The organism is Streptomyces sp. NPDC001970 (assembly GCF_053594115.1).
Window position 1 is genome coordinate 219,945 of the sequence record NZ_JBSFDW010000007.1, and the last position, 25,054, is coordinate 244,998.

A 25,054-nucleotide genomic window follows, 5' to 3' on the forward strand; every position below is an offset into this window, starting at 1 on the left:
CCTGGTCCGGCCTCGTTCGTCTCCCGTAGGAGGTGCCCCGTGCTGGGTCCCGTGATCCTCGCCGCGTCGCGCAGCGACAAGATGCGCCGTCTTGTGTCCGCGGCCCCCGTGACCAAGCCGGTGGTCAACCGCTTCATCCCCGGTGAGACCGTCGACCAGGTCATCCCGATCGTCCAGGGCCTGACCGCCAACGGGCTCGAGGTCACCCTGGACGTCGTGGGCGAGGACATCACCACCCGCGAGCAGGCCGCCGCCGCACGGGACGCCTACCTGGAACTGATCGAGCGCCTCACGCCGATCGGCCTCGGCACGAAGGCCGAGATGTCGGTCAAGCTGTCGATGTTCGGCCAGTCCCTCGAGGGGGGCCACGAGCTCGCCCTCGCGAACGTCCGCCCCGTCGTCGAGGCGGCCGCCGCGATCGGCACCACGGTCACTTTGGACGCGGAGGACCACACCACCCTCGACTCGATGTTCGCCATCCACGAGGAACTCCGGAAGGACTTCCCGCAGACCGGCTGTGTGATCCAGGCCTATCTGTTCCGCACCGAGGACGACGCGCGCCGCCTCGCCGCGAACGGCAGCCGCGTCCGCATCGTCAAGGGCGCGTACAAGGAGCCGGCGTCCGTCGCACACCAGGACAAGGCCGAGATCGACAAGGCGTACGTCCGCATCCTCAAGATCCTGATGGAGGGCGAGGGCTACCCGATGATCGGGTCCCACGACCCGCGGCTCATCGCCGTCACACAGGAGCTCGCGCGCCGCGCCGGGCGCAAAATGGATGAGTACGAGTTCCAGATGCTGTACGGCATCCGCAGCGACGAGCACCTCCGGCTGGCGGCCGAGGGCCACCGGATGCGCGTCTACACGGCGTACGGCACCGACTGGTACGGCTATTTCATGCGCCGCCTCGCCGAGAAGCCGGCCAACCTGCTGTTCTTCGTACGGTCGATGATCACCAAGAACTGACCCCAGGGCCCCAGGACTGAGCCCTCCCACCCTCTCAAAAGGAGCCAAAGGAACTCATGGACGCTGTGACCCAGGTCCCCACCCCCGTCAACGAGCCGGTGCAGAGCTACGCCCCCGGCTCGCCCGAGCGTGCCCGCCTCGAGGCCAAGCTCAAGGAGCTGGCCGAGAACCCCATCGACCTGCCGATGACCATCAACGGTGTGAAGCGCATGGGCGGCGGCGAGCGCGTGAACGTCGTGCAGCCGCACAACCACCAGGCCGTGATCGGCACCTTCGCCGGCGCCACGCAGCAGGACGCGCAGGACGCGATCGACGCCGCCCTCGCCGCCGCCCCGGCGTGGCGTGCGATGTCGTTCGACGACCGCGCCGCGATCATCCTGCGCGCCGCCGAGCTGCTGGCCGGCCCCTGGCGCGAGACGCTGGCCGCCTCCACCATGCTGGGCCAGTCGAAGACCGCGCAGCAGGCCGAGATCGACACCCCGTGCGAGCTCGTCGACTTCTGGCGCTTCAATGTCGCCTACGCCCGCCAGATCCTGGCCGAGCAGCCGCCGGCCAACTCCCCGGGTGTGTGGAACCGTCTCGACCACCGCCCGCTGGAGGGCTTCGTCTACGCGATCACGCCGTTCAACTTCACGGCCATCGCGGGCAACCTGCCCACCGCCCCCGCCCTCATGGGCAACGTGGTGATCTGGAAGCCGTCCCCGACGCAGACCCACGCCGCCGTGCTGCTGATGCAGCTCCTGGAGGAGGCGGGCCTGCCCAAGGGCGTCATCAACCTGGTGACGGGCGACGGCATCGCCGTCTCCGATGTGGCCCTGAACCATCCGATGCTGGCCGGTATCCACTTCACCGGTTCGACCAAGACCTTCCAGCACCTGTGGAAGACGATCGGCAACAACATCGAGACGTACCGGTCCTACCCGCGCATCGTCGGTGAGACGGGCGGCAAGGACTTCGTCGTCGCCCACCCCAGCGCCGACCGCGCCGTTCTGAAGACCGCGCTGACCCGTGGCTCCTTCGAGTACCAGGGCCAGAAGTGCTCCGCGTCCTCGCGTGCGTACGTCCCGGCCTCCATCTGGAACTCGGGCTTCAAGGAGGAGTTCGCGGCCGAGATCGACGGCATCAAGATGGGTGACGTCACCGACCTGACGAACTTCATCGGCGCCGTCATCGACGAGCGCGCCTTCGCCAAGAACAAGGCCGCGATCGACCGCGCGAAGGAAGACCCGACCTGCACGATCGTCGCGGGCGGCACGTACGACGACTCGGTCGGCTACTTCGTCCGCCCGACCGTCATCGAGTGCACCGACGCTTCGAGCGAGGTCTTCACGACCGAGTACTTCGGCCCGATCCTCGCCGTCCACGTCTACGAGGACGAGAAGTACGACGAGATGCTGGCGCAGATGGAGTCGGTGTCGGCGTACGCGCTGACCGGCTCGATCATCGCCGGTGACCGTGCCGCCGTGGCCGAGGCGATGGAGAAGCTCCGCTACGCCGCGGGCAACTTCTACATCAACGACAAGTCGACCGGCGCCGTCGTCGGCCAGCAGCCCTTCGGCGGCGGCCGCGCCTCCGGCACGAACGACAAGGCCGGCGCCCCGCAGAACCTGATGCGCTGGACGCTGACCCGCGCGATCAAGGAGACGCTGGTCCCGCCGACCGACTACGGCTACCCGCACATGGGCTGAGCCTGAGCGGCCCCCTGTGAACCCCGCCCCCCGCCGGTCCCCCCAGACCGGCCGGGGGCGGCTCACGTGGGGCGGGCATACGCTGCTGGGAGGGGGTTCGGCAAGGCGGTCAGGAGGGACGACATGCCAGGTTCCACGACTCTCGGCGCCGGCCACGGGGTCGACGCGATCGAGCACTCCGATGCGCAGCGACTCGCTTCCGTGACGAAGGAGCTGCGCCGGCTGCTGGAGCTGGAGGGGCCCAACCGGATCACGGATCCGCAGGTCGCGGCGTTGTGCGGGGGGCAGTCGCACCACCGGGACGAGTTCACGGACTGGGTGGGACGGGTCGCCGCCGAGCTGGAGAAAGCCACGTCCTAGGAGCGCACGCCACGTCCTGAGTATCTGTCAGCGGTGCCTCCGGCCGGTTCGGCCGGGGGCACCGTCGTGTTCCGGCCGGATCGAGGCGCTGGGCCCCGACGGCGTGGTCCACCTCCCGGACGAGGAGGGATCCGCCTTCCTCCGCCCGGTCGGCGGCTCATCCCTCCCCGACCCGGCCGCGGGCGTGCTGCTCTTCGACTGGCGTGACGGCGACGTGCTCTGACCGCCGGCTCGGAGCGCTCTCACCTGCACTGCTTCAAGATCGCGTCTCAGATAGTAGGAAGTCCGACTAATTGTAGAGACAGGGCGGCCCAACTCCCTTAGCTTTGTGGAAGCCGAACGTCTCGCTCGATCAAGCGAATGGCGGTCGTGAGCCGGTGCCCCGTGCAGGCAACCCCTGCGGCCCGCTCCCCGCCCCTTCCGGCGCCTTCGATCGTTTTTGATCTCAAGGAGTCGATCACCATGCCCGAGACGACCCTCCGCCGCCGCGTCCGCCACACGCCCCGCACGAGCGAGTCCGACCGCAAGAGCGCTGCCGCGAATGCCGCCGCTGCCCTGCAGCGAGCCCTCGACCGCAGGGACAACGGCGGCGAAACCGGTCACTGACCGGCGAGTCACCGACGGAACGAGTCGCTGACGGAACGGGGCATCGACTCGGCGGTGCACCCGCCGAGCGGGTCACCGACCGAGCGGTGCACTCGCCGGCGGGTCACTGGCCCCGCTTCACCTCGACGTAGTCCTGCCGACCTCGCCGCCCTTGATGGCGTCCGTGCGCTCGTGGACGTGGTTGTGCCCGTTGATCACCAGATCGACCTGGTGCCTGGTGAGGAGCGGAAAGAGGACGACCACGAAGTCGATCTCGGCCGTGCGCGCAGCTCACCGAGCCGCTTGTCCAGTCATGCCGTCCGCGCGCCGCCCGTGTGGCCCAGGTGACGGCGAGGGTGACACGCGCGTCCGGATGGTGGACATCGAATGTCATCCGCTGGGACGGGGGAGTACGGTGCGGGTATGTCTCGCAGCCTCAATCTCGCAGTGATCCCAGGTGACGGCATCGGTCAGGAGGTCGTGGCCCAGGGCCTCAAGGTCCTCTCGGCCGTCCTTCCTGAGGATGTGAAGCTGGAGACCAAGGAGTACGACCTCGGCGCCAAGCGCTGGCACCGCACCGGGGAGACCCTCCCGGACGCCGAGCTCGACTCCCTCAAGAACCACGACGCGATCCTGCTCGGCGCGATCGGCGACCCGTCCGTGCCGTCGGGCGTCCTGGAGCGCGGGCTGCTGCTCAAACTCCGCTTCGCCTTCGACCATTACGTGAACCTGCGCCCGTCGAAGCTCTTCCCCAACACCGCGACCCCGCTCGCCGGCCGCCCCGACATCGACTTCGTCGTCGTCCGCGAGGGCACCGAAGGTCCGTACACGGGCAACGGCGGTTCGCTGCGCACCGGTACGCCCGCCGAGGTCGCCACCGAGGTCAGCGTCAACACCGCGTACGGCGTCGAGCGTGTCGTCCGTGACGCGTACGAGCGGGCCGACTCCCGCCCCCGCAAGAAGCTGACGCTGGTTCACAAGAACAACGTCCTCGTCTACGCCGGCCACATGTGGAAGAACATCTTCGACAAGGTCGGCCAGGAATATCCCGAGGTCACCACCGACTATCTGCACGTCGACGCGGCGACGATCTTCTTCGTCACCCAGCCGGAGCGCTTCGACGTCATCGTCACCGACAACCTCTTCGGCGACATCCTCACCGACCTCGCCGCCGCCGTGACCGGTGGCATCGGCCTGGCCGCATCCGGCAACATCAACCCGACGGGCGAATTCCCGTCCATGTTCGAGCCCGTCCACGGCTCCGCGCCCGACATCGCGGGCCAGGGCATGGCCGACCCGACGGCCACGATCCTGTCCGTCGCCCTCCTCCTGCGTCACCTCGGCCACGAGACCGAGGCCGGCCGCATCGAGGACGCCGTCGCCGCCGACCTGGCGGAGCGGGACGGCACCGCCCGCACCACCGACGAGATCGGCGACGCGCTCGCCGTACGAGTAGCGGGCTGACCCGTCGACTCTCGAAACCTCGAATCTCGAAACCTCGAAGCCGCCGGGTCGCATCAGCGCCCGGCGGCTTCTCCTGTGCGGCCTCCGGGTGCCACCATCAACCCTGGGCCGCAATCCACGCTGTTCTGCTCCGGCCCCCACGCACTGCGATAATCGGACGTGGGGCCGCATCATGCGGGGAAGCTCGGAAGTCCTAGTACGGCTGTACGCAGGGCGAGCAGACGTACAGACGTGAGCGCGGTCCGTCACACACAAACGGTGAAGGACACGCAAACATGACGACGCCCACGATCGAGCTCAAGCCCTCCTCGAACCCGCTGTCCGATGCGGAGCGCGAGGCGATCCTGGCCAACCCCGGATTCGGCCGCCACTTCACCGACCACATGGTGACCATCAAGTGGACGGAGGGACGCGGCTGGCACGATGCCCAGCTCACTCCGTACGCGCCGTTGTCCATGGACCCGGCCAACATGACCCTGCACTACGCGCAGGAGATCTTCGAGGGGCTGAAGGCCTACCGCAGGCCCGACGGCTCGGTCGCCACCTTCCGGCCCGACGCCAACGCCAAGCGCTTCCAGATCTCCGCCCGGCGCCTGGCCATGCCCGAGCTGCCGGTCGAGACGTTCATCGACGCGTGCGACGCCCTCGTGCAGCAGGACAAGGCGTGGGTCCCGGCGCACGGCGGTGAGGCCTCGCTCTATCTGCGTCCGTTCATGTTCGCCAACGAGGTCGGCCTCGGTGTCCGGCCGGCCAACGAGTATCTGTTCATCGTCATCGCGTCCCCCGCGGGTGCGTACTTCCCCGGTGGCGTCAAGCCGGTCTCGATCTGGCTCTCCGAGGACCGTGTCCGTGCCGTCCCCGGCGGCATCGGCTTCGCCAAGACAGGCGGCAACTACGCCGCGTCCCTGCTCGCCCAGGCCGAGGCCGCCGCGAAGGGCTGCGACCAGGTCGCCTACCTCGATGCCGTGGAGCACAAGTGGGTCGAGGAGCTGGGCGGCATGAACCTGTACTTCGTGTACGACAGCAAGATCGTCACGCCCGAGCTGACCGGCTCGCTCCTCGCCGGCATCACCCGTGACTCGCTGCTCAAGCTCGCCCGCGACCTCGGCTACGAGGCCGAGGAGGGCCGGGTCTCCATCGACCAGTGGAAGCGTGACACCGAGAACGGCACGCTCACCGAGGTCTTCGCCTGCGGTACCGCCGCCGTCATCACCCCCGTCGGTACGGTCAAGTCCGCCGACGGCGAGTGGACGCAGGCGGGCGGCGAGCCGGGCAAGGTCACGATGCAGCTGCGCAAGGCGCTGCTGGACATCCAGACCGGTGCGGCCGAGGACCCGCACGGCTGGATGCACGTGCTGGCCTAGACCCGGGCCGGCGCCCGGCGCGGCCCTTTGGCCGCCCCTGAGCCCGCATCCGGCGAGGGCCCCCGCGCGCACCGCGCGGCGGGGGCCCTCGCCGTGTGTACGGTCAGCGCCCCTGCTTGCGCCGGCGCTTGCGCTCGTCGGCCTTGGGCGAGCCGTCCGGCCCGACGAAGGCGACCAGGACATCACCGAAGGCGTAGGCCAGGCCCGCGATCCCCCTGACGACCTTGCCCAGTACGAACGCCGCCTCTTCCATTGTTCCTCCCCGTTTTTCCCCGACGTGCCGTCAGTCCACGGCAGCCATGATGTTACCGGCCGGTTCAGTGCCGGGCGTCGTTCGTTGCACGAGCGTCAGCCCCGCGTACACCGCACCGCCCACCACGCCCGACAGGACGAAGCCGCAGTCCACGCCGCCGGTCGGGGCGAGCAGCGGGCCTCGTGGAAGGGGGTCGAGACGGACAGCAGGCCCACCGCAGCGCCGAGCGCCCAGGCCGTCGTCGCCCGCGGCTCCCAGCCCGCCCGGAACGAGTAGCTGCCGCCCCGGGCGCGCCGGTTGTAGACCCGCAGCGCGTCGGCGTCGTACACACCGCGGAACGGGACATGCCCGATCAGGGTGAACGGCCCACGGAGTGCCGATGGCGGCGAGCGGCAGCACGAACGAGGTCATCGGGGACCGCGCGTCCCAGGCGAAGTGGCCGAGGAAGACGAAACCCGTCGCGATGACGGCGACGATCGGCATCCGGCTCTCCCTGGTACGCCGGTGACAATTTGAGTGTTGCTCTATGTCAACCCGGCATCTGGTCGTCGTCAATGCTTCCAGTAGCAGGAAGCTGACGGTTAGAGTGTCGTTCAAACATCTGGAGTCGGATTCGGAGATTCCGGTGTGGGTCCACCCAGAGGGAGGCGTGGTGACGTGCGACTGACCCCGACCGAGCGCGACCGGCTGCTGCTGTTCGGCGCCGCCGAACTGGCTCGCGCGCGGCGTGCCCGCGGACTCAAGCTCAACGTCCCCGAGGCGACCGCGCTGATCGCGGACACCGTCTGCGAGGCGGCGCGCGACGGCCGCAGGCTCGCCGAGGCCATCGCGGCGGCCCGCGCCGTCCTCGGCCCCGACGACGTCCTGCCGGGCGTCGCCGACATCGTGACGGAGGTCCATGTCGAGGCCGTCTTCGACGACGGGTCCCGGCTCGCGGTCGTCTCGGATCCCATCGGGGGCGGCGGCCTCGGTGAAGTGGCGCCCGGCGCAGTCCTGCCCGGCCCCGCGGACCCCGAGCCGGAGCCCGCGGTGCGGCTGGCCGTGCGCAACACCGCGGCCGTCCCCGTCAGCGTCACCTCCCACTTCCACTTCTTCGAGGCCAACCCGCGCCTCGACTTCGACCGGGCGGCGGCCTACGGCATGCGGCTCTGCGTCCCCGCCGGCTCGTCCGTCCGCTTCGACCCGGGTGGCGGGGCCGAGGTCGGTCTCGTACCGATCGGGGGCGATCGCATCGCCATCGGCTTCGCGGGCCTCGTCGACGGTCCGCTCGACGCCCCGGGCGCCAGGGCGGAGGCCCTGCGCAGAGCGGCCGCCTGCGGCTACCTCGGCGCCTCAGCGGATCCCGGTCGCGCTTCCGCGGACACGCGTGGCGCCTCCGCGGACCCCGGTCAGGCGCCGGCGGACGCGGGCAGCGCTCTCGCGGACCCGGATCAGGCCTCCTTCGACCTGCGTCGGACTGCTACCGGGACGGAGGAGGACCAGTGAGCGGCATCGACCCGCGGGAGTACGCGAGTGTCCACGGCCCGCGTGCCGGTGACCGCGTCGTACTCGGGGACTCCGGACTCGTCGTGCGCGTCGAGGCCGACTCCCAGAAGCCGGGCGACGAATTCCTCGCGGGCTTCGGCAAGACCGCCCGCGACGGACTTCACCTCAAGGCCTCCGCCGTGCGCGAGACCTGCGACGTCGTCATCAGCAACGTCCTCGTCATCGACGCCGTCCAGGGCATCCGCAAGGTGTCCATCGGTATGCGCGAGGGCCGCATCGCCGGCATCGGACGCGCCGGGAACCCGGACACCCTCGACGGCGTGGACGTCGTCGTCGGCACCGGCACGTCGATCGTCTCCGGCGAGGGCCTCATCGCCACCGCCGGTGCCGTGGACACACACGTCCACCTGCTGTCCCCCCGCATCATGGAAGCCTCCCTCGCATCGGGCGTCACGACGATCATCGGGCAGGAGTTCGGCCCTGTCTGGGGGGTCGGCGTCAACTCGCCATGGGCCCTGAAGCACGCCTTCAACGCCTTCGACGCCTGGCCCGTCAACATCGGCTTCCTCGCCCGCGGCTCCTCCTCGGGCGACGCCCCCCTCGTCGAGGCGCTCGCCGAGGGCGGCGCATCCGGCTTCAAGGTCCACGAGGACATGGGTGCGCACACCCGCGCGCTCGACACCGCACTGCGGGTCGCCGAGGAGCACGACGTCCAGGTCGCCCTGCACAGCGACGGCCTCAACGAGTGCCTCTCCGTCGAGGACACCCTCAAGGTCCTCGACGGCCGGACGATCCACGCCTTCCATATCGAGGGCTGCGGCGGCGGACACGTACCGAACGTGCTCAGGATGGCGGGCGTGCCGAACGTCATCGGCTCCTCGACCAACCCCACCCTGCCCTTCGGCCGGGACGCGGTCGCCGAGCACTACGGGATGATCGTCTCCGTACACGATCTCAAGACCGACCTGCCCGGCGACGCCGCCATGGCCCGCGACCGCATCCGCGCCGGGACGATGGGCGCCGAGGACGTCCTGCACGACCTGGGCGTGATCGGCATCACCTCGTCGGACGCCCAGGGCATGGGCCGCGCGGGCGAGACCGTGCGCCGCACCTTCGCCATGGCCGGGAAGATGAAGGCCGAGCTGGGCCCCATGGAGGGCGACGGCGAGCACGACGACAACGCACGCGTGCTGCGCTACGTGGCCAAGCTGACCATCAACCCCGCCATCGCCCACGGCCTCGCGCACGAGATCGGCTCCATCGAGAACGGCAAGCTCGCCGACATCGTGCTGTGGAAGCCGCAGTACTTCGGCGCGAAGCCGCAGCTCGTCCTGAAGGCCGGCTTCCCCGCCTACGGAGTCACCGGCGACCCGAACGCCGCCACCGACACCTGCGAGCCGCTGATCCTCGGCCCGCAGATCGGCGCCCACGGCGCGACGCCCGCGGACATCTCCGTGGCCTTCGTGTCCCAGGCCGCGGCCGCTCTCGGCGACGACAGGATGCCCACCCGTCGCCGTCGCGTCGGTGTGCGCGGCACCCGCGGCATCGGCCCCGAGGACCTGCTCCTCAACTCGCGGGTCGGCGACGTCGCCGTCGACGCGCACAGTGGACTGGTCACCCTCGACGGTGATCCGATCCGCTCGGACCCGATCGAGTCCATGTCCCTGAACCGCCTCTACTTCCTCTGAGCCCTCCTCCGGGACTTCCCGGGGACTTCTCGGGCTGCCCGGGACTCTCCGGGATTGCTCGGGACTCCCGGAATCCCTGAGCTTCCCCGGCGTGTCCCGAGACCATCCGAGTTTGCCGAGACCTTCCGCGTCTTCCCCGAGCACGACACCGTTGAGGACTAGTCATGACGTTCCGCATGCCGCCCGAGTGGGCCCCCCACGAGCGCACCTGGATGGCCTGGCCCGGCCCCAATCCGACCTTCACCAACGACGAGGAGCTCGCGGAGGCCCGCGCCGCCTGGGCCGGTGTCGCCCGTGCCGTACGCCGCTTCGAGCCGGTCACCATGGTCGTCGGGCCCGGCCAGGTCGAGGGCGCCCGCGGACTGCTCGGCGCGGACGTCGACATCGTGGAGCGCGAGCTCGACGACGCCTGGATGCGCGACATCGGCCCCACCTTCGTCACCGACGGCCGGGGCGGCCTCGCCGCCGTGGACTGGGTCTTCAACGGCTGGGGCGCCCAGGACTGGGCCCGCTGGGAGCACGACTCCAAGATCGCCCGCCATGTCGCGGACCTCATGGACGTCCCCGTCCACTCCTCGAACCTCGTCAACGAGGGCGGCGCGATCCACGTGGACGGCGAGGGGACGGTTCTGCTCACCGACACCGTGCAACTCGGCGCCGGCCGCAACCCCGGGTGGACCCGCGAGCAGGTCGAGGCCGAGATCCACGCCAAGCTCGGCACCACGAAGGCGATCTGGCTGCCGCACGGCCTCACCGGCGACTACGGCATGTACGGCACCCAGGGCCACGTCGACATCGTCGCCGCCTTCGCCGGGCCGGGCGTCGTGGTCGTGCACAGCCAGCAGAACCCGGCACACCCCGACCACGAGCGCTCCCGGACCTACGTCGACATCCTCCGCGGCCAGACCGACGCCCGCGGCCGCGCCCTGCAGGTCGTCGAGGTCCCGGCCCCGACGGTCCTCGAGGACGAGGAAGGCGACTGGGTCGACTACTCGTACATCAACCACTACCTCTGCAACGGCGGCGTGGTGCTGTGCGCGTTCGACGACCCGAACGACGAGATCGCGGCCCGCATCTTCCGCCACCTCTTCCCGGACCGCACGGTGACGCTGGTTGACGCCCGCACAATCTTCGCAGGTGGGGGCGGTATCCACTGCATCACGCAGCAGCAGCCGAAGGTCTGACCCTGCAACGGAAAAGCGTTCGAGACGGCCGCAGGTTGTGTGCCAGCCTGCGGCCATGCCCCTGATCGAGCACGACGGCCGCGACTACGCGCTCCAGATCATGTACGCCGTCCCCGACGACGCCTGGTACCTGGAGCTCCACGAGGCGGCGCGGGAGATCCACCTGGTGACCGCGATCGTGCCCGACGAAGATCCGGACCGTGAGCCCACGGTCCGCTTCGACGAGCGCGGCGGGCACCGGGACGTGCCGTACGAGGTCATGCGGTGGTTCATGGACCGGGTCGCTGCCGAGATCGAGAACAGCCGGGCCTGGATGGCCCTGGACCCGCCGCTCGTCGAGGTCGTCCGTCAGCTGCGGCAGGTGTTCCAGGGCGCCGTGAGCGAGGAGGACTTCCCGCCCCTGCTGGTGGTCCTCTCCGACCTGCTCTCCCAGCGGAACCTGGGCCTCGTCGTCGAGGGCGCCTTCGGTATCGACCGCGACGAGGCGGTCCACGCCGCGGCGTCGGCGCTGTCGTCGGCGCCGTCACCCGGGAAGCCGTCCCGCCGTGCCGTGCGGGCCCTGCGCGAGCGCATGGCCGCGGACGGCTGGACGGTCACCGACGACGGCCGATCCCCATCGGGTACAACGTACGAGTGAAGCAACCGTCCCTGGAGGCCGCCGTATGACCCCCGCGGCCCGCCGTCGCAACACCGCCCCGCCCCGCGAGGAACTGCTCGCCGCGTCCATGGCGACGATCGCCGAGCGCGGGCTCGAGGGCCTCACCATGGCGGGGCTCGGGCGCGAGGTCGGGATGAGCAGTGGTCACCTGCTCTACTACTTCCGCACCAAGGACGAGCTGCTCCTGCAGACCCTGGAGTGGAGCGAGGGCCGCCTCGGGCACGAGCGCAGTGCGCTGCTGTCCAGGCCGCTTCCCGCGCGCGAGCGGCTCGAGGCGTACGTCGATCTGTACGTGCCCGACGGCCCCCGCGACCCGCACTGGACGCTGTGGCTGGAGGTCTGGAACCGTTCCCAGAACGCGGACGACGACGCCCGTGCCCGCCAGGCGGCGATCGAGGGTGCCTGGCACCGGGACCTGGTCGCGCTGCTTGCCGAGGGCATCTCGCGCGGTGAGTTCCGCGCCGTCGACCCGGACCGCTTCGCCGCCCGCCTGCGCGCCCTGCTCGACGGCTTCAGCGTGCATGTCGCGGTCGGCATACCCGGCGCGAACCGTGCCCAAGTCCTGGCCCATGTGCGGGAGTTCATCGCGGACGCGCTCCTGTAGGCGGCGCCGGTGGTGCGGCGTGCGCACCCGTGCGGGTGTCCTCGTGCCCCGGCGCGGAGGGTGTGAAGGGCACGCGGGGGTGTGAGGGCGCCGATCGCGAAGGGGTGAAGGTGCGAAGGGGTGAAGGTGCGAAGGTGTGACGGCACGAGGGTGCGCCGCCGCGAAGGGGCGGGAGCGGCCGCGTCGAGGTTGCCCGCATCGTGAGACCGATGTCCATGCAGACGCACATATATGGCAGACTGCCACCGTGCTCGCATTCGCCATGATTATCGGCAACAGCGCGCCGGTCCGCAGTGACCACTGACAGCGGCAGCAACCCCCGCGGCAGTGGCACCGTGCCCCAGACCCGCGCGCAGACCTCTCGCACCCGCGAGGGGTTTTTTCGTTTTATGGCCTCACCCCGGCCAGAGGCGACAGGCGCGCGAAGATGGGGGCAAGTGGAGCCAGAAGTTCCGGAGCCACTCTTCCGACAGGAGTCACCACCGCCATGACCACGACAGGCAGCAGCCATGACGCCAGGCCTGACGACAGCTTCCACGTCTTCGACACCACGCTGCGCGACGGCGCCCAGCGCGAGGGCATCAACCTGACGGTCGCGGACAAGCTGACCATCGCCCGGCACCTGGACGACTTCGGCGTGGGCTTCATCGAGGGCGGCTGGCCCGGCGCCAACCCGCGGGACACCGAGTTCTTCGCCCGGGCCCGCGACGAGATCCAGTTCCAGCGCGCCCAGCTCGTCGCCTTCGGCGCCACCCGCCGCGCCGGCGGCTCGGCCGCCGAGGACCCGCAGGTCAAGGCGTTGGTCGACTCCGGGGCGCCCGTCATCACCCTGGTCGCCAAGTCCCACGACCGCCACGTCGAGCTCGCCCTGCGCACCACGCTGGACGAGAACGTGGCGATGGTCCGCGACACCGTCTCGTACCTGCGGGAGCAGGGCCGCCGGGTCTTCGTCGACTGCGAGCACTTCTTCGACGGTTACAAGGCCAACCCGGAGTACGCGAAGGCCGTCGTCCGCGCGGCCTCCGAGGCCGGCGCCGACGTCGTCATCCTCTGCGACACCAACGGCGGCATGCTCCCCGCCCAGGTCCAGGCCGTCGTCTCCACGGTCCTGGCCGACACCGGCGCCCGTCTCGGCATCCATGCCCAGGACGACACCGGCTGCGCCGTCGCCAACACCCTCGCCGCCGTCGACGCGGGCGCCACCCACGTCCAGTGCACGGCCAACGGCTACGGCGAGCGCGTCGGCAACGCCAACCTCTTCCCGGTCGTCGCCGCGCTGGAGCTGAAGTACGGCAAGAAGGTGCTGCCCGAGGGCGCGCTCCAGGAGATGACCCGGATCTCGCACGCCATCGCCGAGGTCGTCAATCTGACGCCCTCCACGCACCAGCCCTATGTGGGTGTTTCCGCGTTCGCCCACAAGGCGGGCCTGCACGCCTCCGCGATCAAGGTCGACCCGGACCTGTACCAGCACATCGACCCCGAGCAGGTCGGCAACACCATGCGGATGCTCGTCTCCGACATGGCGGGCCGCGCCTCGATCGAGCTCAAGGGCAAGGAGCTCGGCATCGACCTCGGCGGCGACCGCGAGCTGGTCGGCCGTGTCGTCGAGCGCGTGAAGGAGCGTGAGCTCAAGGGCTACACGTACGAGGCCGCCGACGCCTCCTTCGAGCTGCTGCTCCGGGAGGAGGCGGAGGGCCGCCCGCGCACCTACTTCCGCACCGAGTCCTGGCGCGCGATCGTCGAGGACCGCCCCGACGGCACCCACGCCAACGAGGCCACCGTCAAGCTGTGGGCCAAGGGCGAGCGCATCGTCGCCACGGCGGAGGGCAACGGCCCGGTCAACGCCCTCGACCGCGCGATGCGCGTGGGCCTGGAGCGGATCTACCCGCAGCTCGCGAAGCTCGAGCTGGTCGACTACAAGGTCCGCATCCTCGAGGGCCGCCACGGCACCGAGTCCACGACCCGCGTCCTGATCACGACCAGCGACGGCGGCGGCGAGTGGTCGACCGTCGGCGTCGCGGAGAACGTGATCGCGGCGTCGTGGCAGGCGCTGGAGGACGCGTACACGTACGGGCTGCTGCGGGCGGGGGTCGAACCGGCGGAGTGACGCACGCCGCTCAGCAGGAGTCCTCGGCGCGTTCCTCGAACGCGTCGCGGGACATGGCCCGGCCGTCCGGCCGGACCTGGCCGGGCCGCAGGGCTGCGACGTCCGAGGCGCGGAAGACGACGTAGCCGTGGTACGCATACGCGTCGCGGTCGGGATCGCCGAGGAACAGCTCGTACGTGTGGCCCGGCTGGAGGCGCTGCGGACCGATGCGCTTGACGCGCCACTCCGCGGGCGGGGAGAAGAGCGGGAAGTCGGCGGCTGCGCTCCGGCCGTCGGCGTCCCGGCCGGGCTCCTCCACCCGGACCGAGGCCGCATCCTGCGCCCCGCGTCCGGCGCGCCCGTGCGCGTACTTGTCGTCGGCCTGCCCGACGCCTCGACGTCGGGATCGCCCCTGAGGAGCGGGCCGCGCACGGGCCTGTCGCCGCAGGGCCGCATCAGCGCCTGGGGAGTGCCGTCCTCCGCCAGGTACACCGCCACGAGCGGCCGGGGTTCCGGAGAACGTCCGGTGAGCACCACCACCCCGGCCACCGCGGCCATCGCTCTCAGAGCCCAACGCCCCACACCCCACCCCCGTTCGAGGTGGAGTGCAGGGGCGGTGCGCTACCGCAGGTGCCATTTCTGGTTGGCGGCACCCGTGCACGACCAGATCTGGGCTCTCGCCCCGTTCGCCGACGAGTTGTCCGTGACGTCCAGGCACTTGTCGGCCGGAACGTTCACCAGGTCACCTGTCGACGGCTGCCGGCGCCACTGCTGGGCGCCGCTGCCGTTGCAGGCGTAGAGCTGGACCTTCGCGCCGTCCGCCGTCGAGCCGGCCGTCACGTCCAGGCACTTGCCGAGCGCCCGGACCGAACCGTCCGCCGCGACGACCGTCCACCGCTGGGCATCGGTGCCGTTGCAGTCGTACAGCTGGACCGGCGTGCCGTCGGCGCTTGCGCCGCCCGCGACGTCGAGGCACTTGCCGGCCAGGCCGACGAAGGACCCCGTGGCGTCCGGGGTGCCGGACGGGGTGCCCTGCCAGGTGAAGGTCGCCGAGGTCCTGCCGGGCAGCGAGTACGTGACGTGCTGACCGCCCCAGTTGATCGTGACCGTCTGCGCGGACGAGGCGTCGTTGTACGCGATGAGCGCCTTGGAGCCGTCGGGGTTGCGCCAGGCCACGTTCGGCACGGCCGAGCTCGCCGACGAGGCGATCCGGTGGGCGCCCGGCCGCACGAACTTCGTCAGATGGCCCATCGTGTAGTACTCGATCGTGAAGTCGACCTGGCCGTGCCGCGCGTCCCCGTTGTGGACGGTGACCAGTCCGTCGCAGACCCCGCAGCCTCCGTTGTGCGGACCGCGGTTCTGGTCCACGGCCAGCGACCACTTGGTCACCGACTTCGCCCAGTTACGGGTGTAGTCGATGATGTTCATCATGTCCTCGCGCTGCTGGTGGGCGATCCAGGTGCCGCCGGAGTGCTCGGTCTGGAAGGCGTCCAGCTGCGGGTACTGGTTGTGCACGTCGGTCTGCTCGGCGACGTTCCCGCCGTAGCCGTGCCAGGCGACCCCGCCGAAGTTGGGGTGGCTGCGGACCGCCGCGTCGTCCACGGTCTGGGCGGCGTACGCGTCGTACGTGTCCCAGTTCCAGTCGTGCGCGAGCACCTTCGTGGGCAGCCCGGCGGCCTGGAGCTTCGGCAGCAGCTCGTTCTTGGTGAAGTACGCGAGCCCCGAGGCGTTCCAGCTCATGGACGGGTAGCCGGAGCAGCACGTGGGCTCGTTCTGCGCGGTCACGTAGTCGACGGGGACGCCCTGGTCGCGCCACGCCTGGAGGTACTTCACGAAGTAGTTCGCGTACGTCCCGTAGTGCTCGGCCTTGAGCCAGCCGCCGTTCAGCTGTCCGCTGTCCTTCATCCAGGCCGGGGCGGTCCAGGGCGAGGCCACGAGCGTGAGCGCCGGATTGAGCTGCTCGGCCTGCTTCGTCAGCGGCAGCACGTCCTGAAGATCGTGGGCGATGGAGAACTTCGTGAGGCCCGGGTCCGTCTGCCCGGCCGGCAGGTCGTCGTACGTGTAGCCGAAGCGGGCCAGGTCCGAGCCGCCCATCGGGTTGCGGACGAAGGACAGCCCGATGCCCTCGGTGGGCGAGAAGAGCTTGCGCATCGTGTCGTCCCGGGTCGCCTGGGACAGGGCCCCGCTGCCCTTCATCAGCCAGGCGGCGGTGTCCGTGAAGGAGGCGCCGCCGCCGGTGAAGGTCTGGTAGCGCGTGTTCTCGTCGACGGTGACATTGGTGCCGGGCCCGCCGCTGCCCGGCTGGAAGGTGACGGGGGTCTGCGGCTGGAGTCCGCGGGTGACATGGCGGCCGCCGCCGTCGTCGGTGGTGGTCAGCCAGACGGTCATCTGCTCGCCGGCGGCCTGGGCGGGGGTGGCCGTCGTGAGGCCGGTCAGTCCGGCGGCGGCGAGTGCGGAGGTGAGGAGGAAGCCGGAGAGCGCTCTCCGGACGCGTGCGGGGCGTGCGGCAGATGCCATGGGTGCCATGGGCTGAAGCCCTTCTCGGCAGAGATGTGGGGGACGAGCCGTGAGTGAACTGCTGATGCGAACGTTCGTCAAGACTCTGCGCATTCATGAACTGAACACACAACGGCCGTTTCGGCCATGCGAGTTGAAGTCTTGATGCAATCCGGCCGGTGGACCGCCCCCGGACCGCCTCCCTGCTCCGCTCCTGGCCGGTCGTCGCATGCCCCTCCGGCCGGGCCCTGCATGCCCGGCCCGGCCGGGGCGCTCAGCGGTGGAGCAGGCTGTCCAGCTCGGCGGCGAACAGCTCGGTGGGATCGAAGCCCATACCGGCGAAGTGCCCTGCGAGTTCCAGGGACAGGGTGCCGTGCAGGCGGCTCCAGAAGGTGAGGGCTCGCCGCAGAACCGGGGCCGGGGCGGGGTGGCCGCCGTCCCACTGCCGGTGCTGTTCGAGGTGCGCGTCGAATGCCGTTTCCTCGCTCTCGGCCGACGGTACGGCCGCGCACGCGTCGAGCAGGGTGGCCATGATCTCGGCGGCGATCGCGGTGACGTCGTCCGGCGCGTGGTAGCCGGGCACGGGCGTGCCATAGATGAGGAAGTACCGCTGGGGATCCTCGAGCGCCCAGTGGCGCATCGCGTGCGCGAGCCCCGCGAGGTCGGCGCCCTCGGCGGCGGCGGCACGGAAGGTGTCGGCCAGGCTGCGGTAGGCGTCGGTGACGAGTTCGGTGATCAGCTCGTCGCGGCTGCCGAAGTAGCGGTAGAGCGCCGGCCCCGTCATTCCCATCTGCTTGGCGACGGCGTTGAGGGACAACGCGGATGCCCCCGCGTCGGCGATCTGCTTCCAGGCGTGTTCCTTGATCTCGGCCCGCACCTGTGCCCGGTACCGGTCCCGTGGGGACTCCGCGTTCCGTGCCACGCTCACCACCTTCTCCGCGTCACTTTGTTAGAGGCTATCACTCACGATACATCCTATAAAAAACATTCCGGCATCTGCTTGAGGCGTCGCCATGCAGGCTGGTTACAGCTTCTAACTGTAGTGACTATGTCTAACGGGAGGTTTGTGGTGAGTGCAACAGAGCGCATCGAGGTGGTTCTGCCGGGCAAGGTCGAGCCCGAGGGGCTGGAGTTCCGCCGCGGTTCGGTCCCCGTCCCCGGCGAGGGTCAGGTCGTCGTCCGCATGGAGGCGACCGGAGTGTCCTTCGCCGAGCAGCAGATGCGACGAGGCCGCTATTACGACCAGCCGCCCTTCCCCTTCGTCCCCGGCTACGACCTGGTCGGCACCGTCCACGCGACTGGCGCCGGTGTCGAGAACGGCCTGGTCGGCAAGCGGGTGGCGGCACTGACGAAGACCGGCGGCTGGGCCAGCCATGTGCTGCTCGACGCGGCGGACGTGGTCGAGGTCCCCGAGGGCGTCGGCGCCGCCGAGGCGGAAACCGCCGTGGTCAACGGCATCACCGCCTGGCGGATGCTGCACCGCAAGGCCCGCATCCGATCCGGCCGGACGATCCTGGTCCACGGCGCCAACGGCGGAGTGGGCTCAATGCTCGTGGGACTCGCCCTCGCCGCCGGGGTACGGGTCATCGGCACCGCCTCCGCCCGCCACCATGACACTCTGCGCGCACTGGGCGTGACCCCCATCGACTACCGAGCCGAGAGCATCCCCGCCCGGGTGCGAGAACTCGCGCCCAGCGGTGTGGACGCGGTCTTCGACCACGTGGGCGGCCGCAGCCTCACCGACTCCTGGGGTCTCCTCGCCCCCGGCGGCACCCTCGTCTCGTACGGCAGCGCCGCCACCCGGGACGACACCGGCTCGAAGCAGTGGCCCGTGCTGAAGCTCCTGGGCCGAGTGTGGATGTGGAACGCCCTGCCCAACGGTCGCAGCGCCTATTTCTTCAACGTCTGGGCGGGCAAGGCCTTCTCCAAGCGCCGCTTCCGCGCCCGCCTGCGGGCCGACCTCACCGAGGTCTTCACGGCCTTGCAGCGCGGCGACATCAGCGCGGCAGTCGCAGCCGAGCTGCCCCTGACCCAGGTCGCCGAAGCCCTGCGCCTGGCCGAATCCGGCACGGTCAGCGGAAAGGTCGTCCTGGTCCCGTAGTCGCGCCACGACCACCCCGTGGAACCCCATCACCTGCCCGCTCACCGCACACCCACAGGAGAGTCCATGATCGCCACACCGCTCGCAAAGGCCGCAGCCGTACCCGCCGCACTCATACTGACCGCCTCCCCGGCAGCGGCCCACCACCCGATCGGCATCGACACCAGTGCCCCCGTGATCACCCGCGACGACATCGTCATTCACGCGCCCCTGAGCCGGATCTGGAAGATCCAGACCGACGTCGAAGCCTGGCCCACCTGGCAGCCCGACGTCACCGAGGTGACCAAGGAGACCCGTGGCCCCTCCGGGAGGGCTCCGTCTTCCGCTGGTCCGTCCACGGCCTCCAGAGCATCACCTCAGCGGTCAAGCAGGCCTGGCCCGAACGCCGCATCGTCTGGGGCGGCCCGGCCCAGGGCATCACCGCCGTACACGTGTGGACCTTCCACAGCGAACGCGACGGAGTCCACGTCCGCACGGAGGAGTCATGGTCGGGCGACCCGGTCGAGGTGAACACCCCTGCTCTGCAGAAGGCCTTGGACGCGTCACTGTCCGACTGGCTTCACCACCTCAAGGCGAAGGCCGAGGAGGACTGAAAGCCGCCGGCGCCCCACCGGATCCGACCGGCGGCCTGGTGATCAGCCGCTCATCAGGAACTATGTCCTTATTTGCCACCCTCGGGTAGCTTCGTGATATGAGGACTAGGCCGTTCACGTGGTTGTCGGCCCTCGCCGGGCTGGCGCTCTTCCTGCTGTTGGCCCTGGCCCCTGGCGCGAGCGCCCGGGCCACGGGTATCTCCGACGCGGCCGAGGCCCTGAAACAGGGCCCCGTCTACGTCGACCCGGGCGCCCGGTCCCAGCTCTCCGAAGCGGATGAGAAGGCCCTCGCGCAGAAGATCGAGGACGCGGACAAGCCCGTATTCATCGCCGTACTCCCCGAGAGCGCGGCCTTCCCCGCGGACAGCGTCCTGCGTGACCTGCGCACCGCGACGGGGATCACCGGGCTGTACGGAATCCGTCTCGGCGACCGCTTCGACGCGGGCGCGGACCGTGCCGTGATGCCGGCCAACGCCGTGCAGAACGTCGTGGCCGGGGTGGACACCCCCGGCACCGACGCAGCCACCCAGCTCAACAACTTCGTCGACCAGGCCCTGCCGACCGTCAACGGCACCGCCCCGGCCGGCTGGAGTTCAGGCTCCGACACCGGCGGCGCCAACACCGGCTCACTGATCGCGCTCGCCACGGTCCTGGCCGCGGGCGGCGCGGGCGCGTACGCCGTCGTCCGCCGCAACCGCCGCAAGCGCGCCGAGGAGGAGGGGGCCGCGCTCGACAAGCTCCGCGTCGTTGTGGACGAGGACATCACCGCGTACGGGGAGGAACTCGACCGGCTCGACTTCCACCCGTCCGAGCGCGGCGCCGACGACGCGATGCGCGCCGACTACGAGCGCGCCCTCGACTCGTACGACAACGCGAAGTCCGCCATGGCCTCGGCCCGGCACCCGCACGACGTCCGTCCGGTCACCGAGGCCTTGGAGGAGGGCCGCTTCTCGCTCGCGGTCCTCGCCGCCCGCCGCGAGGGCACCCCGCTCCCGGAGCGCCGCGCCCCCTGCTTCTTCGACCCGGCCCACGGCCCCTCCACCACCGACATGACCTGGACGCCCTTGGGCGGTTCCGTCCGCGAGGTCCCGGTCTGCGCGGCCGACTCCGCCCGCCTGGCCGACGGCAAGGACCCTCTCGCCCGCCAGGTCGCAACCGATTCCGGCCCCCGCCCCTACTGGGAGGCCGGCCCCGCCTACGGCCCCTGGGCCGGCGGCTACTTCGGCGGCGGCCTCCTGCCGGGCCTCCTGGTGGGCACGCTGCTCGGCAGTGCCCTCTCGACCCCGGCCTACGCGGCCGAGTACGGCGGCGGCGACTTCGGCGGCGGAGACTTCTCCGGTGGGGACTTCAACGCCTCGGACTTCGGCGGCGGCTTCGGAGGTGGCGACTGGGGCGGCGGCGGTGGCTTCGATGCAGGAGGAGGCTTCTGATGCGTACCAAGAAGTGGAACCTCGAGATCGTCATCACGGAGAGCGACCGCACGACCGTGGCCGAGGCCCGCCTCCGCGGCCAGAACGACGAACTGATCGTCGGCGAGGGCACGGCCCACCGCAACCGCACCGACCCGGACATGCCTCACATCGGCGACGACCTCGCGGTCGCGCGGGCCCTGAGCGGTGTCAGCCACGAGCTGCTCCACGAGGCGGCGTCGGAGATCGAGACCCGGACGGGGGAGCGGGTGGGGCGGCTGCGCGCGTCGTAGCCCTGGGCCTCGTCTTCGGGCTGGGGCATCCGGCGAGGGCCCCGCGCGCACCGCGCGGCGGGGGGCCTGATCGGACGACCGAAGAACGGCCACCGCCCGGCGAGGCGCCGTCGGCCCTGCGCGGTGGGCTCAGCGACCACGCCACGGGTGGATCTTCTCGGAGTGTGGCACATACTTCGGGCTGTGGATCTACGACCGGAACTGCTGCCCCCGCCTGTGAGCCGCAGGCGGATCGACGAGTTGAGCGCCGAGATCGATCGGATCGCTGACCTGGGCGGCGACCGTTCAGAGGACGCGGAGGAGGCGATCCGGGCCTTCAATGCGACGACCGGCCACGACTATGTGGCCCTCGACTTCGCCGAGTACGAAGGAAGCAGGACTCTGGAGGAGTTCGCCAGGGAAGCGGCCCGGCCGGCACACCCCCGGGTAGCGGACATCACGAGGGACGAGCTCGTCGAAGTCGTGCAGAGAGTCCTGGCGGCCGGTCCCGAGAGCGACTACTACCTGCTGCTCCTCAAGGCGAACGTGTCGCATCCGGGGGTCGGTGACCTGATCTTCCACCCCTCGGACGACTTCCAGGACGCGTCCGCGGAGGAGATCGTCGACGAGGCCCTGAGGCACCGGCCGATCGTGCTCTGAGCCGCGAGCGGGAGCCGACCGCTCAGCTGGTCAGGGCGATCACGGCGGCGCAGCCGAAGAACATCACGGAGTCGGACGAGGCCACGAGGATGGGGGCCGATCGCCGGCTCGGGCCAGGTGCGCGCCTCGACGTCTCCCTCGGGGCACGTTCAGCGGTGCCCGACGATGTTCACCACGCGGCCGTTCGGGTCCCGCACGAAGAAGCGCCGCACGCCCCATTCCTCGTCCTGGAGCGGATGCACGATCTCGGCGCCGCGGGCGGTCATGGCCGCGTGGCCCGCGTCGACGTCGTCCACCTCGATGCTCATGTCCGGGACGACGGGCGCGGTCTTGTCGCCGGTGGAGAACGTGATCTGGGCGGTGGGGTTGTCGGGCGAGGTGAGGGTCATGACCCAGCCGTGGTTCATGACCTCCTCGAAGCCGAGGAGGCCGTAGAACGCGCGGCTCTCGTCCATGGCCCGCGAGGGAATGTCCGGGACGACGCGACGAGCGGACATCAGCGCTCGGAGACGAAGGCGGCCCAGGTGGCGGGGGAGACCGTGAGGACGGGGCCGTCGGGGGTCTTGGAGTCGCGGATGTGGACGGCGGAGGAGTTGGCCGCGACCTCGACGCAGTCGCCGCCTTCGCTGCCGCTGTAGCTGGACTTGAACCAGTTGAGGTCTGCTGCGTGGGTCATGTCTCTCCTAGCAGGGTGTCCAGCAGGCGGATGCTCTCCTTGGGGGAGAGGGCCTGCGAACGCAGCATCCCATACTTCTGTTGATAGGCACTGACCTCATCTGGATCATCGACGAGGAAGCTGATTCGCTGCGCCTCGATGTAGGCGAGATGGTCGTGGTCGGGGGTCTCCAGCAGCACCATCGGGCCGTCGAGACCCGCGTGGACGTCCCGGTCGGTCGGCATGATCTGCAGCCCGAGGAAGGGGAGTTCGGCGCAGCGGCGCAGATGCTCGTTCTGCAGGCGAAGGACATCTCGCCCTCCGATGGGGCGGTGAAGGATGGACTCCTCCAGCAGGAAGTTCACCATCGGCCGGGGCTTGCGCTGGAACAGCTTTTGGCGGTCCAGCCGAGCATGGACCCACTCCTCCAACTGGTCGTCGTCCAAGGGTGGGTAGAGGCTGGTGAAGACCGCCCGCGCGTACTCCTCGGTCTGCAGGAGGCCAGGCACGACCTGTGCCTGATACGAAAGACAGGTCAGCGCTTCCTGTCGTGCTCCACGAAGTCCTGTGCGAACGCCGGGAATCGCTCACGCTCCGGCACCTTCTCCACGGCGATCTGCAAGGCCCTCTTGGTGTCGAGCAGCTCGTCGAGGGCGATCGCCAGGTCGAGCTTCAGCGGTCTGCGGCCCTGTTCGATCGATGCGATCGTGTCCTCGCCCACGCAGAACTGCGTGGCCAGCGCCGCCTGGGTCATCCGTGCCTCCTTGCGGAAGCCGGCGAGCTGGGCGCCGATCACGTGCCAGGACGTGATCCTCTTGTTGCGTTGTGCTAGGTGCATGGAACTGCCCTTCCCCGTCACAAGTCGTTGGCGACCCGTCACGAGCCGTACAAATCAGCTGTACGGCCTGACGCACTGATCAACGATAGTGACGTGCTGTGACAGTGCGTGCATGAACAACGAAACCCAACTCCCGCTCCTCCGCGAGGCGTTCTACCGGCGCGAACGCCGATCCGTACCCGCGGCCCGGGAGTTCGCCGCGCGGGCGCTCGCCGACTGGGGCGTGACCGGGCGTGCCGACGATGTACTGCTCTGTGTGAGCGAGCTGGCGACCAATGCGCTGGTGCACGGGGTGCCGCCCGGGCGTGGGTTCCGGCTGCACCTGTGGCTGGGCGAGGTGTTGCGCGTGGAGATGCACGACAGCGGCGGCGGAGAGGTCCGGGCGCCCATGCCTGACGCCGACGCCGACGCCGACGCCGACGCCGACGCCGACGCCGACACAGGCACCGCTGCCGAGGGCGGGCGAGGGCTGCTGCTCGTCGGGGCGCTTGCCGACAAGTGGGGGGTGGGGGAGCGGAACCCGGGGAAGATCGTGTGGTGCGAGTTCGCGGACCCCGGCCGGACCTCGTAGCTCAGGCGTAGCGGTCGAAGAGGGCCTGGATGTAGTCCTCCAACCGCACCGCGAGCAGGGCCGGGGTCAGGTCGACGCGGCCCAGTTCGCGCCATGGGACGGCGACCTTTTCCGCGTCCGGGGCGAAGGCGAGGGCGTTGAGCAGGCGCCAGTACAGGTGGGCGCCGGCGGACTCGGTGAGGCTGCCGCCCGCCGTGACGTAGTGGTCGGCGAAGCGCAGGCCGGCGGATGCGCCGTGGAGGAGGGCGAGGGTGGTGGAGCAGTGCGCCACGTCGAGGTCGGCCGGGCCCCATGAGGTCTCCACCCAGTCGACGACGCCGGTGATCCGTAGGCCGTCGCCCTCGCCGCTGAAGAGGACGTTGCCGGGGTGGAAGTCGCGGTGCAGGAAGCAGGCCCTGTGGGCCGGGGCCTCTTTGCGGATGACGTCCACGGCGCGGTGCCACAGGCCGGGGCGGTCGGTGGATTCGGGGAGCGGTACGCGTTCGGGCGCGGTCCACGCCTGGTAGTCGCGGGGGCGGGCACCCGCGGGAACGCGGACCCGGTGGATGCGGACCAGTTGCCGGGCCAGGAGTTCGGCCCTCCGGCCGGCTCCCTCCTCGGTCAGCCGCACGGTGCCGGGCAGCAGCGACATCAGCAACGAGGGGTGGTCGCAGTGCGCCGCGGTTGCGTCGACGTCGTGGAGTGCGGCCGCCGGGATGTCCGTACCGGCGAGCAGGCGCAGGATGTCGGCCTCGCGGGTGAGGAGACCTTGCGCGTGGCGGACGTAGAAGGGCTTGACGAAGGACCGGAGGACCAGCGAGTGACGCGGTTCCTGAGTTCGACAGGGGGCGTCGGGGACGGAGATGTGCAGTCGCCGCATCTCCGATGTCCAGCCGCCGCGCAAGCGCTCGACGGCGTCGAGGGAAGCGCCCGCCGGCAGGGTCTTCTCCACCCAGGCACGGGTGTTGGCCCAGCCTTGATCGTCGACTTCGCCCCCAACCATGCGGGCAGCCTGTCCATCTGCTGCGGAGGGCCCTCCGTCCGGCGGGAGCTCGCCGTTGCTCATGCTGCCGCGAGGAGCACGTGATCGGAGAC

Annotated in this window: 25 protein-coding genes and 4 pseudogenes; 19 read left to right on the forward strand and 10 right to left on the reverse strand. The window is 70.3% G+C overall.

Going from position 1 to position 25,054, the window contains the following annotated elements; all coding sequences use genetic code 11:
- The first annotated feature begins 39 nt into the window (after window positions 1–39).
- The 5 genes and pseudogenes from ACWCP0_RS12090 to ACWCP0_RS12110 all read left to right on the forward strand — a co-directional run bounded on the left by ACWCP0_RS12090 (window position 40) and on the right by ACWCP0_RS12110 (window position 3,620).
- Window positions 40–966, forward strand: coding sequence for a proline dehydrogenase family protein (locus ACWCP0_RS12090; RefSeq protein WP_451078716.1), 927 nt, complete (start codon window positions 40–42; stop codon window positions 964–966).
- A 56-nt stretch (window positions 967–1,022) separates the two neighbouring features.
- Window positions 1,023–2,654, forward strand: coding sequence for an L-glutamate gamma-semialdehyde dehydrogenase (pruA, locus tag ACWCP0_RS12095; RefSeq protein WP_451078717.1), 1,632 nt, complete (start codon window positions 1,023–1,025; stop codon window positions 2,652–2,654).
- Window positions 2,655–2,777: 123 nt separating this feature from the next.
- Window positions 2,778–3,014: a hypothetical protein gene (locus ACWCP0_RS12100; protein ID WP_451078718.1), complete on the forward strand. Its 237-nt coding sequence runs from the start codon at window positions 2,778–2,780 to the stop codon at window positions 3,012–3,014.
- A gap of 73 nt (window positions 3,015–3,087) precedes the next feature.
- Window positions 3,088–3,237 (forward strand): annotated as a pseudogene (locus ACWCP0_RS12105) (GNAT family N-acetyltransferase); the annotation flags it as partial.
- A 239-nt stretch (window positions 3,238–3,476) separates the two neighbouring features.
- Window positions 3,477–3,620: a hypothetical protein gene (locus tag ACWCP0_RS12110; RefSeq protein WP_451078719.1), complete on the forward strand. Its 144-nt coding sequence runs from the start codon at window positions 3,477–3,479 to the stop codon at window positions 3,618–3,620.
- 132 nt (window positions 3,621–3,752) lie between these two features.
- Here ACWCP0_RS12110 and ACWCP0_RS12115 read toward each other — a convergent pair.
- A pseudogene (locus ACWCP0_RS12115) lies at window positions 3,753–3,946 on the reverse strand (phosphoesterase); the annotation flags it as partial.
- A 76-nt stretch (window positions 3,947–4,022) separates the two neighbouring features.
- Here ACWCP0_RS12115 and ACWCP0_RS12120 point away from each other — a divergent pair.
- A complete protein-coding gene (locus ACWCP0_RS12120; protein ID WP_451078720.1) occupies window positions 4,023–5,063 on the forward strand; it encodes a 3-isopropylmalate dehydrogenase in 1,041 nt (346 codons plus the stop codon).
- A gap of 275 nt (window positions 5,064–5,338) precedes the next feature.
- Window positions 5,339–6,427, forward strand: a complete 1,089-nt coding sequence (locus ACWCP0_RS12125; protein WP_451078721.1) for a branched-chain amino acid aminotransferase — start codon at window positions 5,339–5,341, stop codon at window positions 6,425–6,427.
- Between the two features lie 103 nt (window positions 6,428–6,530).
- Here ACWCP0_RS12125 and ACWCP0_RS12130 read toward each other — a convergent pair whose 3' ends face one another.
- Both ACWCP0_RS12130 and ACWCP0_RS12135 read right to left on the reverse strand, forming a co-directional pair.
- Window positions 6,531–6,680, reverse strand: a complete 150-nt coding sequence (locus ACWCP0_RS12130) for a hypothetical protein (RefSeq protein ID WP_451078722.1) — start codon at window positions 6,678–6,680, stop codon at window positions 6,531–6,533.
- A gap of 30 nt (window positions 6,681–6,710) precedes the next feature.
- Window positions 6,711–7,157: pseudogene (locus ACWCP0_RS12135) on the reverse strand (cytosine permease); the annotation flags it as partial.
- A 180-nt stretch (window positions 7,158–7,337) separates the two neighbouring features.
- Between ACWCP0_RS12135 and ureA the strand changes: the two are divergent.
- The 6 genes from ureA (at window position 7,338) to cimA (ending at window position 14,406) form a co-directional block, all read left to right on the forward strand.
- On the forward strand, window positions 7,338–8,165 hold the full coding sequence (gene ureA, locus ACWCP0_RS12140; protein ID WP_451078723.1) for an urease subunit gamma: 828 nt from the start codon (window positions 7,338–7,340) through the stop codon (window positions 8,163–8,165).
- Window positions 8,166–8,170: 5 nt separating this feature from the next.
- The gene (locus ACWCP0_RS12145; RefSeq protein WP_451078770.1) at window positions 8,171–9,853 is read left to right on the forward strand and encodes an urease subunit alpha; all 1,683 of its coding nucleotides are present in this window, start codon (window positions 8,171–8,173) and stop codon (window positions 9,851–9,853) included.
- Between the two features lie 164 nt (window positions 9,854–10,017).
- A complete protein-coding gene (locus ACWCP0_RS12150) occupies window positions 10,018–11,037 on the forward strand; it encodes an agmatine deiminase family protein (RefSeq protein ID WP_451078724.1) in 1,020 nt (339 codons plus the stop codon).
- A 55-nt stretch (window positions 11,038–11,092) separates the two neighbouring features.
- Entirely contained in the window at window positions 11,093–11,674 is a 582-nt protein-coding gene (locus ACWCP0_RS12155) for a hypothetical protein (protein ID WP_451078725.1), read from the forward strand.
- 25 nt (window positions 11,675–11,699) lie between these two features.
- A complete protein-coding gene (locus ACWCP0_RS12160) occupies window positions 11,700–12,299 on the forward strand; it encodes a TetR/AcrR family transcriptional regulator (protein WP_451078726.1) in 600 nt (199 codons plus the stop codon).
- A gap of 487 nt (window positions 12,300–12,786) precedes the next feature.
- A complete protein-coding gene (gene cimA, locus ACWCP0_RS12165; RefSeq protein WP_351223398.1) occupies window positions 12,787–14,406 on the forward strand; it encodes a citramalate synthase in 1,620 nt (539 codons plus the stop codon).
- 10 nt (window positions 14,407–14,416) lie between these two features.
- Here the strand turns inward: cimA and ACWCP0_RS12170 are convergent, their stop codons facing one another.
- From ACWCP0_RS12170 to ACWCP0_RS12180, 3 genes are all read right to left on the reverse strand, one after another.
- Complete coding sequence (locus ACWCP0_RS12170) at window positions 14,417–14,704, reverse strand: hypothetical protein (protein WP_451078727.1); 288 nt, start codon at window positions 14,702–14,704, stop codon at window positions 14,417–14,419.
- 302 nt (window positions 14,705–15,006) lie between these two features.
- Window positions 15,007–16,902, reverse strand: coding sequence for a ricin-type beta-trefoil lectin domain protein (locus tag ACWCP0_RS12175; RefSeq protein WP_451078728.1), 1,896 nt, complete (start codon window positions 16,900–16,902; stop codon window positions 15,007–15,009).
- A gap of 253 nt (window positions 16,903–17,155) precedes the next feature.
- Window positions 17,156–17,803 (reverse strand): TetR/AcrR family transcriptional regulator, encoded by a 648-nt coding sequence (locus ACWCP0_RS12180; protein ID WP_451078729.1) that lies wholly within the window; start codon window positions 17,801–17,803, stop codon window positions 17,156–17,158.
- Window positions 17,804–17,950: 147 nt separating this feature from the next.
- Between ACWCP0_RS12180 and ACWCP0_RS12185 the strand changes: the two genes are divergently transcribed.
- From ACWCP0_RS12185 to ACWCP0_RS12205, 5 genes are all read left to right on the forward strand, one after another.
- A complete protein-coding gene (locus ACWCP0_RS12185) occupies window positions 17,951–18,982 on the forward strand; it encodes a medium chain dehydrogenase/reductase family protein (protein WP_451078730.1) in 1,032 nt (343 codons plus the stop codon).
- Between the two features lie 431 nt (window positions 18,983–19,413).
- Window positions 19,414–19,575, forward strand: coding sequence for a hypothetical protein (locus ACWCP0_RS12190; RefSeq protein ID WP_451078731.1), 162 nt, complete (start codon window positions 19,414–19,416; stop codon window positions 19,573–19,575).
- Window positions 19,576–19,673: 98 nt separating this feature from the next.
- Window positions 19,674–21,005, forward strand: coding sequence for a hypothetical protein (locus ACWCP0_RS12195; RefSeq protein WP_451078732.1), 1,332 nt, complete (start codon window positions 19,674–19,676; stop codon window positions 21,003–21,005).
- A complete protein-coding gene (locus tag ACWCP0_RS12200; RefSeq protein ID WP_451078733.1) occupies window positions 21,005–21,277 on the forward strand; it encodes a dsRBD fold-containing protein in 273 nt (90 codons plus the stop codon). Before ACWCP0_RS12195 ends, ACWCP0_RS12200 begins: the two co-directional genes overlap by 1 nt.
- A gap of 183 nt (window positions 21,278–21,460) precedes the next feature.
- Window positions 21,461–21,916 carry a hypothetical protein gene (locus ACWCP0_RS12205; RefSeq protein WP_451078734.1) on the forward strand — a complete coding sequence of 152 codons (456 nt, stop codon included), beginning with the start codon at window positions 21,461–21,463 and terminating at the stop codon, window positions 21,914–21,916.
- Between the two features lie 149 nt (window positions 21,917–22,065).
- Here the strand turns inward: ACWCP0_RS12205 and ACWCP0_RS12210 are convergent, their stop codons facing one another.
- The 3 genes and pseudogenes from ACWCP0_RS12210 to ACWCP0_RS12220 form a co-directional block, all read right to left on the reverse strand.
- Entirely contained in the window at window positions 22,066–22,413 is a 348-nt protein-coding gene (locus ACWCP0_RS12210; protein ID WP_451078735.1) for a VOC family protein, read from the reverse strand.
- Window positions 22,413–22,592, reverse strand: coding sequence for a DUF397 domain-containing protein (locus ACWCP0_RS12215; protein ID WP_451078736.1), 180 nt, complete (start codon window positions 22,590–22,592; stop codon window positions 22,413–22,415). Before ACWCP0_RS12215 ends, ACWCP0_RS12210 begins: the two co-directional genes overlap by 1 nt.
- A pseudogene (locus ACWCP0_RS12220) lies at window positions 22,589–23,409 on the reverse strand (helix-turn-helix domain-containing protein). The gene ACWCP0_RS12215 and the pseudogene ACWCP0_RS12220 overlap by 4 nt, the downstream one beginning before the upstream one ends.
- 112 nt (window positions 23,410–23,521) lie before the next feature.
- On the opposite strand from ACWCP0_RS12220, the gene ACWCP0_RS12225 reads away from it, so the two are divergent.
- Window positions 23,522–23,980, forward strand: a complete 459-nt coding sequence (locus ACWCP0_RS12225) for an ATP-binding protein (protein ID WP_451078737.1) — start codon at window positions 23,522–23,524, stop codon at window positions 23,978–23,980.
- Window position 23,981: 1 nt separating this feature from the next.
- On the opposite strand, the gene ACWCP0_RS12230 is transcribed toward ACWCP0_RS12225, so the two are convergent.
- A complete protein-coding gene (locus tag ACWCP0_RS12230; protein WP_451078738.1) occupies window positions 23,982–24,962 on the reverse strand; it encodes a phosphotransferase family protein in 981 nt (326 codons plus the stop codon).
- Window positions 24,963–25,054 lie beyond the last annotated feature (92 nt).

Bases quoted from the DNA above. Each gene is read 5' to 3' on its own strand.
- ACWCP0_RS12160 (WP_451078726.1), top strand. From the start codon at position 11,700: ATGACCCCCGCGGCCCGCCGTCGCAACACCGCCCCGCCCCGCGAGGAA.
- ACWCP0_RS12200 (WP_451078733.1), top strand. From the start codon at position 21,005: ATGCGTACCAAGAAGTGGAACCTCGAGATCGTCATCACGGAGAGCGAC.
- pruA (WP_451078717.1), top strand. From the start codon at position 1,023: ATGGACGCTGTGACCCAGGTCCCCACCCCCGTCAACGAGCCGGTGCAG.
- ACWCP0_RS12110 (WP_451078719.1), top strand. From the start codon at position 3,477: ATGCCCGAGACGACCCTCCGCCGCCGCGTCCGCCACACGCCCCGCACG.
- ACWCP0_RS12195 (WP_451078732.1), top strand. From the start codon at position 19,674: ATGAGGACTAGGCCGTTCACGTGGTTGTCGGCCCTCGCCGGGCTGGCG.
- ACWCP0_RS12225 (WP_451078737.1), top strand. From the start codon at position 23,522: ATGAACAACGAAACCCAACTCCCGCTCCTCCGCGAGGCGTTCTACCGG.
- ACWCP0_RS12210 (WP_451078735.1), bottom strand. From the start codon at position 22,413: ATGTCCGCTCGTCGCGTCGTCCCGGACATTCCCTCGCGGGCCATGGAC.
- ACWCP0_RS12120 (WP_451078720.1), top strand. From the start codon at position 4,023: ATGTCTCGCAGCCTCAATCTCGCAGTGATCCCAGGTGACGGCATCGGT.
- ACWCP0_RS12150 (WP_451078724.1), top strand. From the start codon at position 10,018: ATGACGTTCCGCATGCCGCCCGAGTGGGCCCCCCACGAGCGCACCTGG.
- ACWCP0_RS12125 (WP_451078721.1), top strand. From the start codon at position 5,339: ATGACGACGCCCACGATCGAGCTCAAGCCCTCCTCGAACCCGCTGTCC.
- cimA (WP_351223398.1), top strand. From the start codon at position 12,787: ATGACCACGACAGGCAGCAGCCATGACGCCAGGCCTGACGACAGCTTC.
- ACWCP0_RS12215 (WP_451078736.1), bottom strand. From the start codon at position 22,592: ATGACCCACGCAGCAGACCTCAACTGGTTCAAGTCCAGCTACAGCGGC.
- ACWCP0_RS12175 (WP_451078728.1), bottom strand. From the start codon at position 16,902: ATGGCATCTGCCGCACGCCCCGCACGCGTCCGGAGAGCGCTCTCCGGC.
- ACWCP0_RS12230 (WP_451078738.1), bottom strand. From the start codon at position 24,962: ATGGTTGGGGGCGAAGTCGACGATCAAGGCTGGGCCAACACCCGTGCC.
- ACWCP0_RS12155 (WP_451078725.1), top strand. From the start codon at position 11,093: ATGCCCCTGATCGAGCACGACGGCCGCGACTACGCGCTCCAGATCATG.
- ACWCP0_RS12130 (WP_451078722.1), bottom strand. From the start codon at position 6,680: ATGGAAGAGGCGGCGTTCGTACTGGGCAAGGTCGTCAGGGGGATCGCG.
- ACWCP0_RS12100 (WP_451078718.1), top strand. From the start codon at position 2,778: ATGCCAGGTTCCACGACTCTCGGCGCCGGCCACGGGGTCGACGCGATC.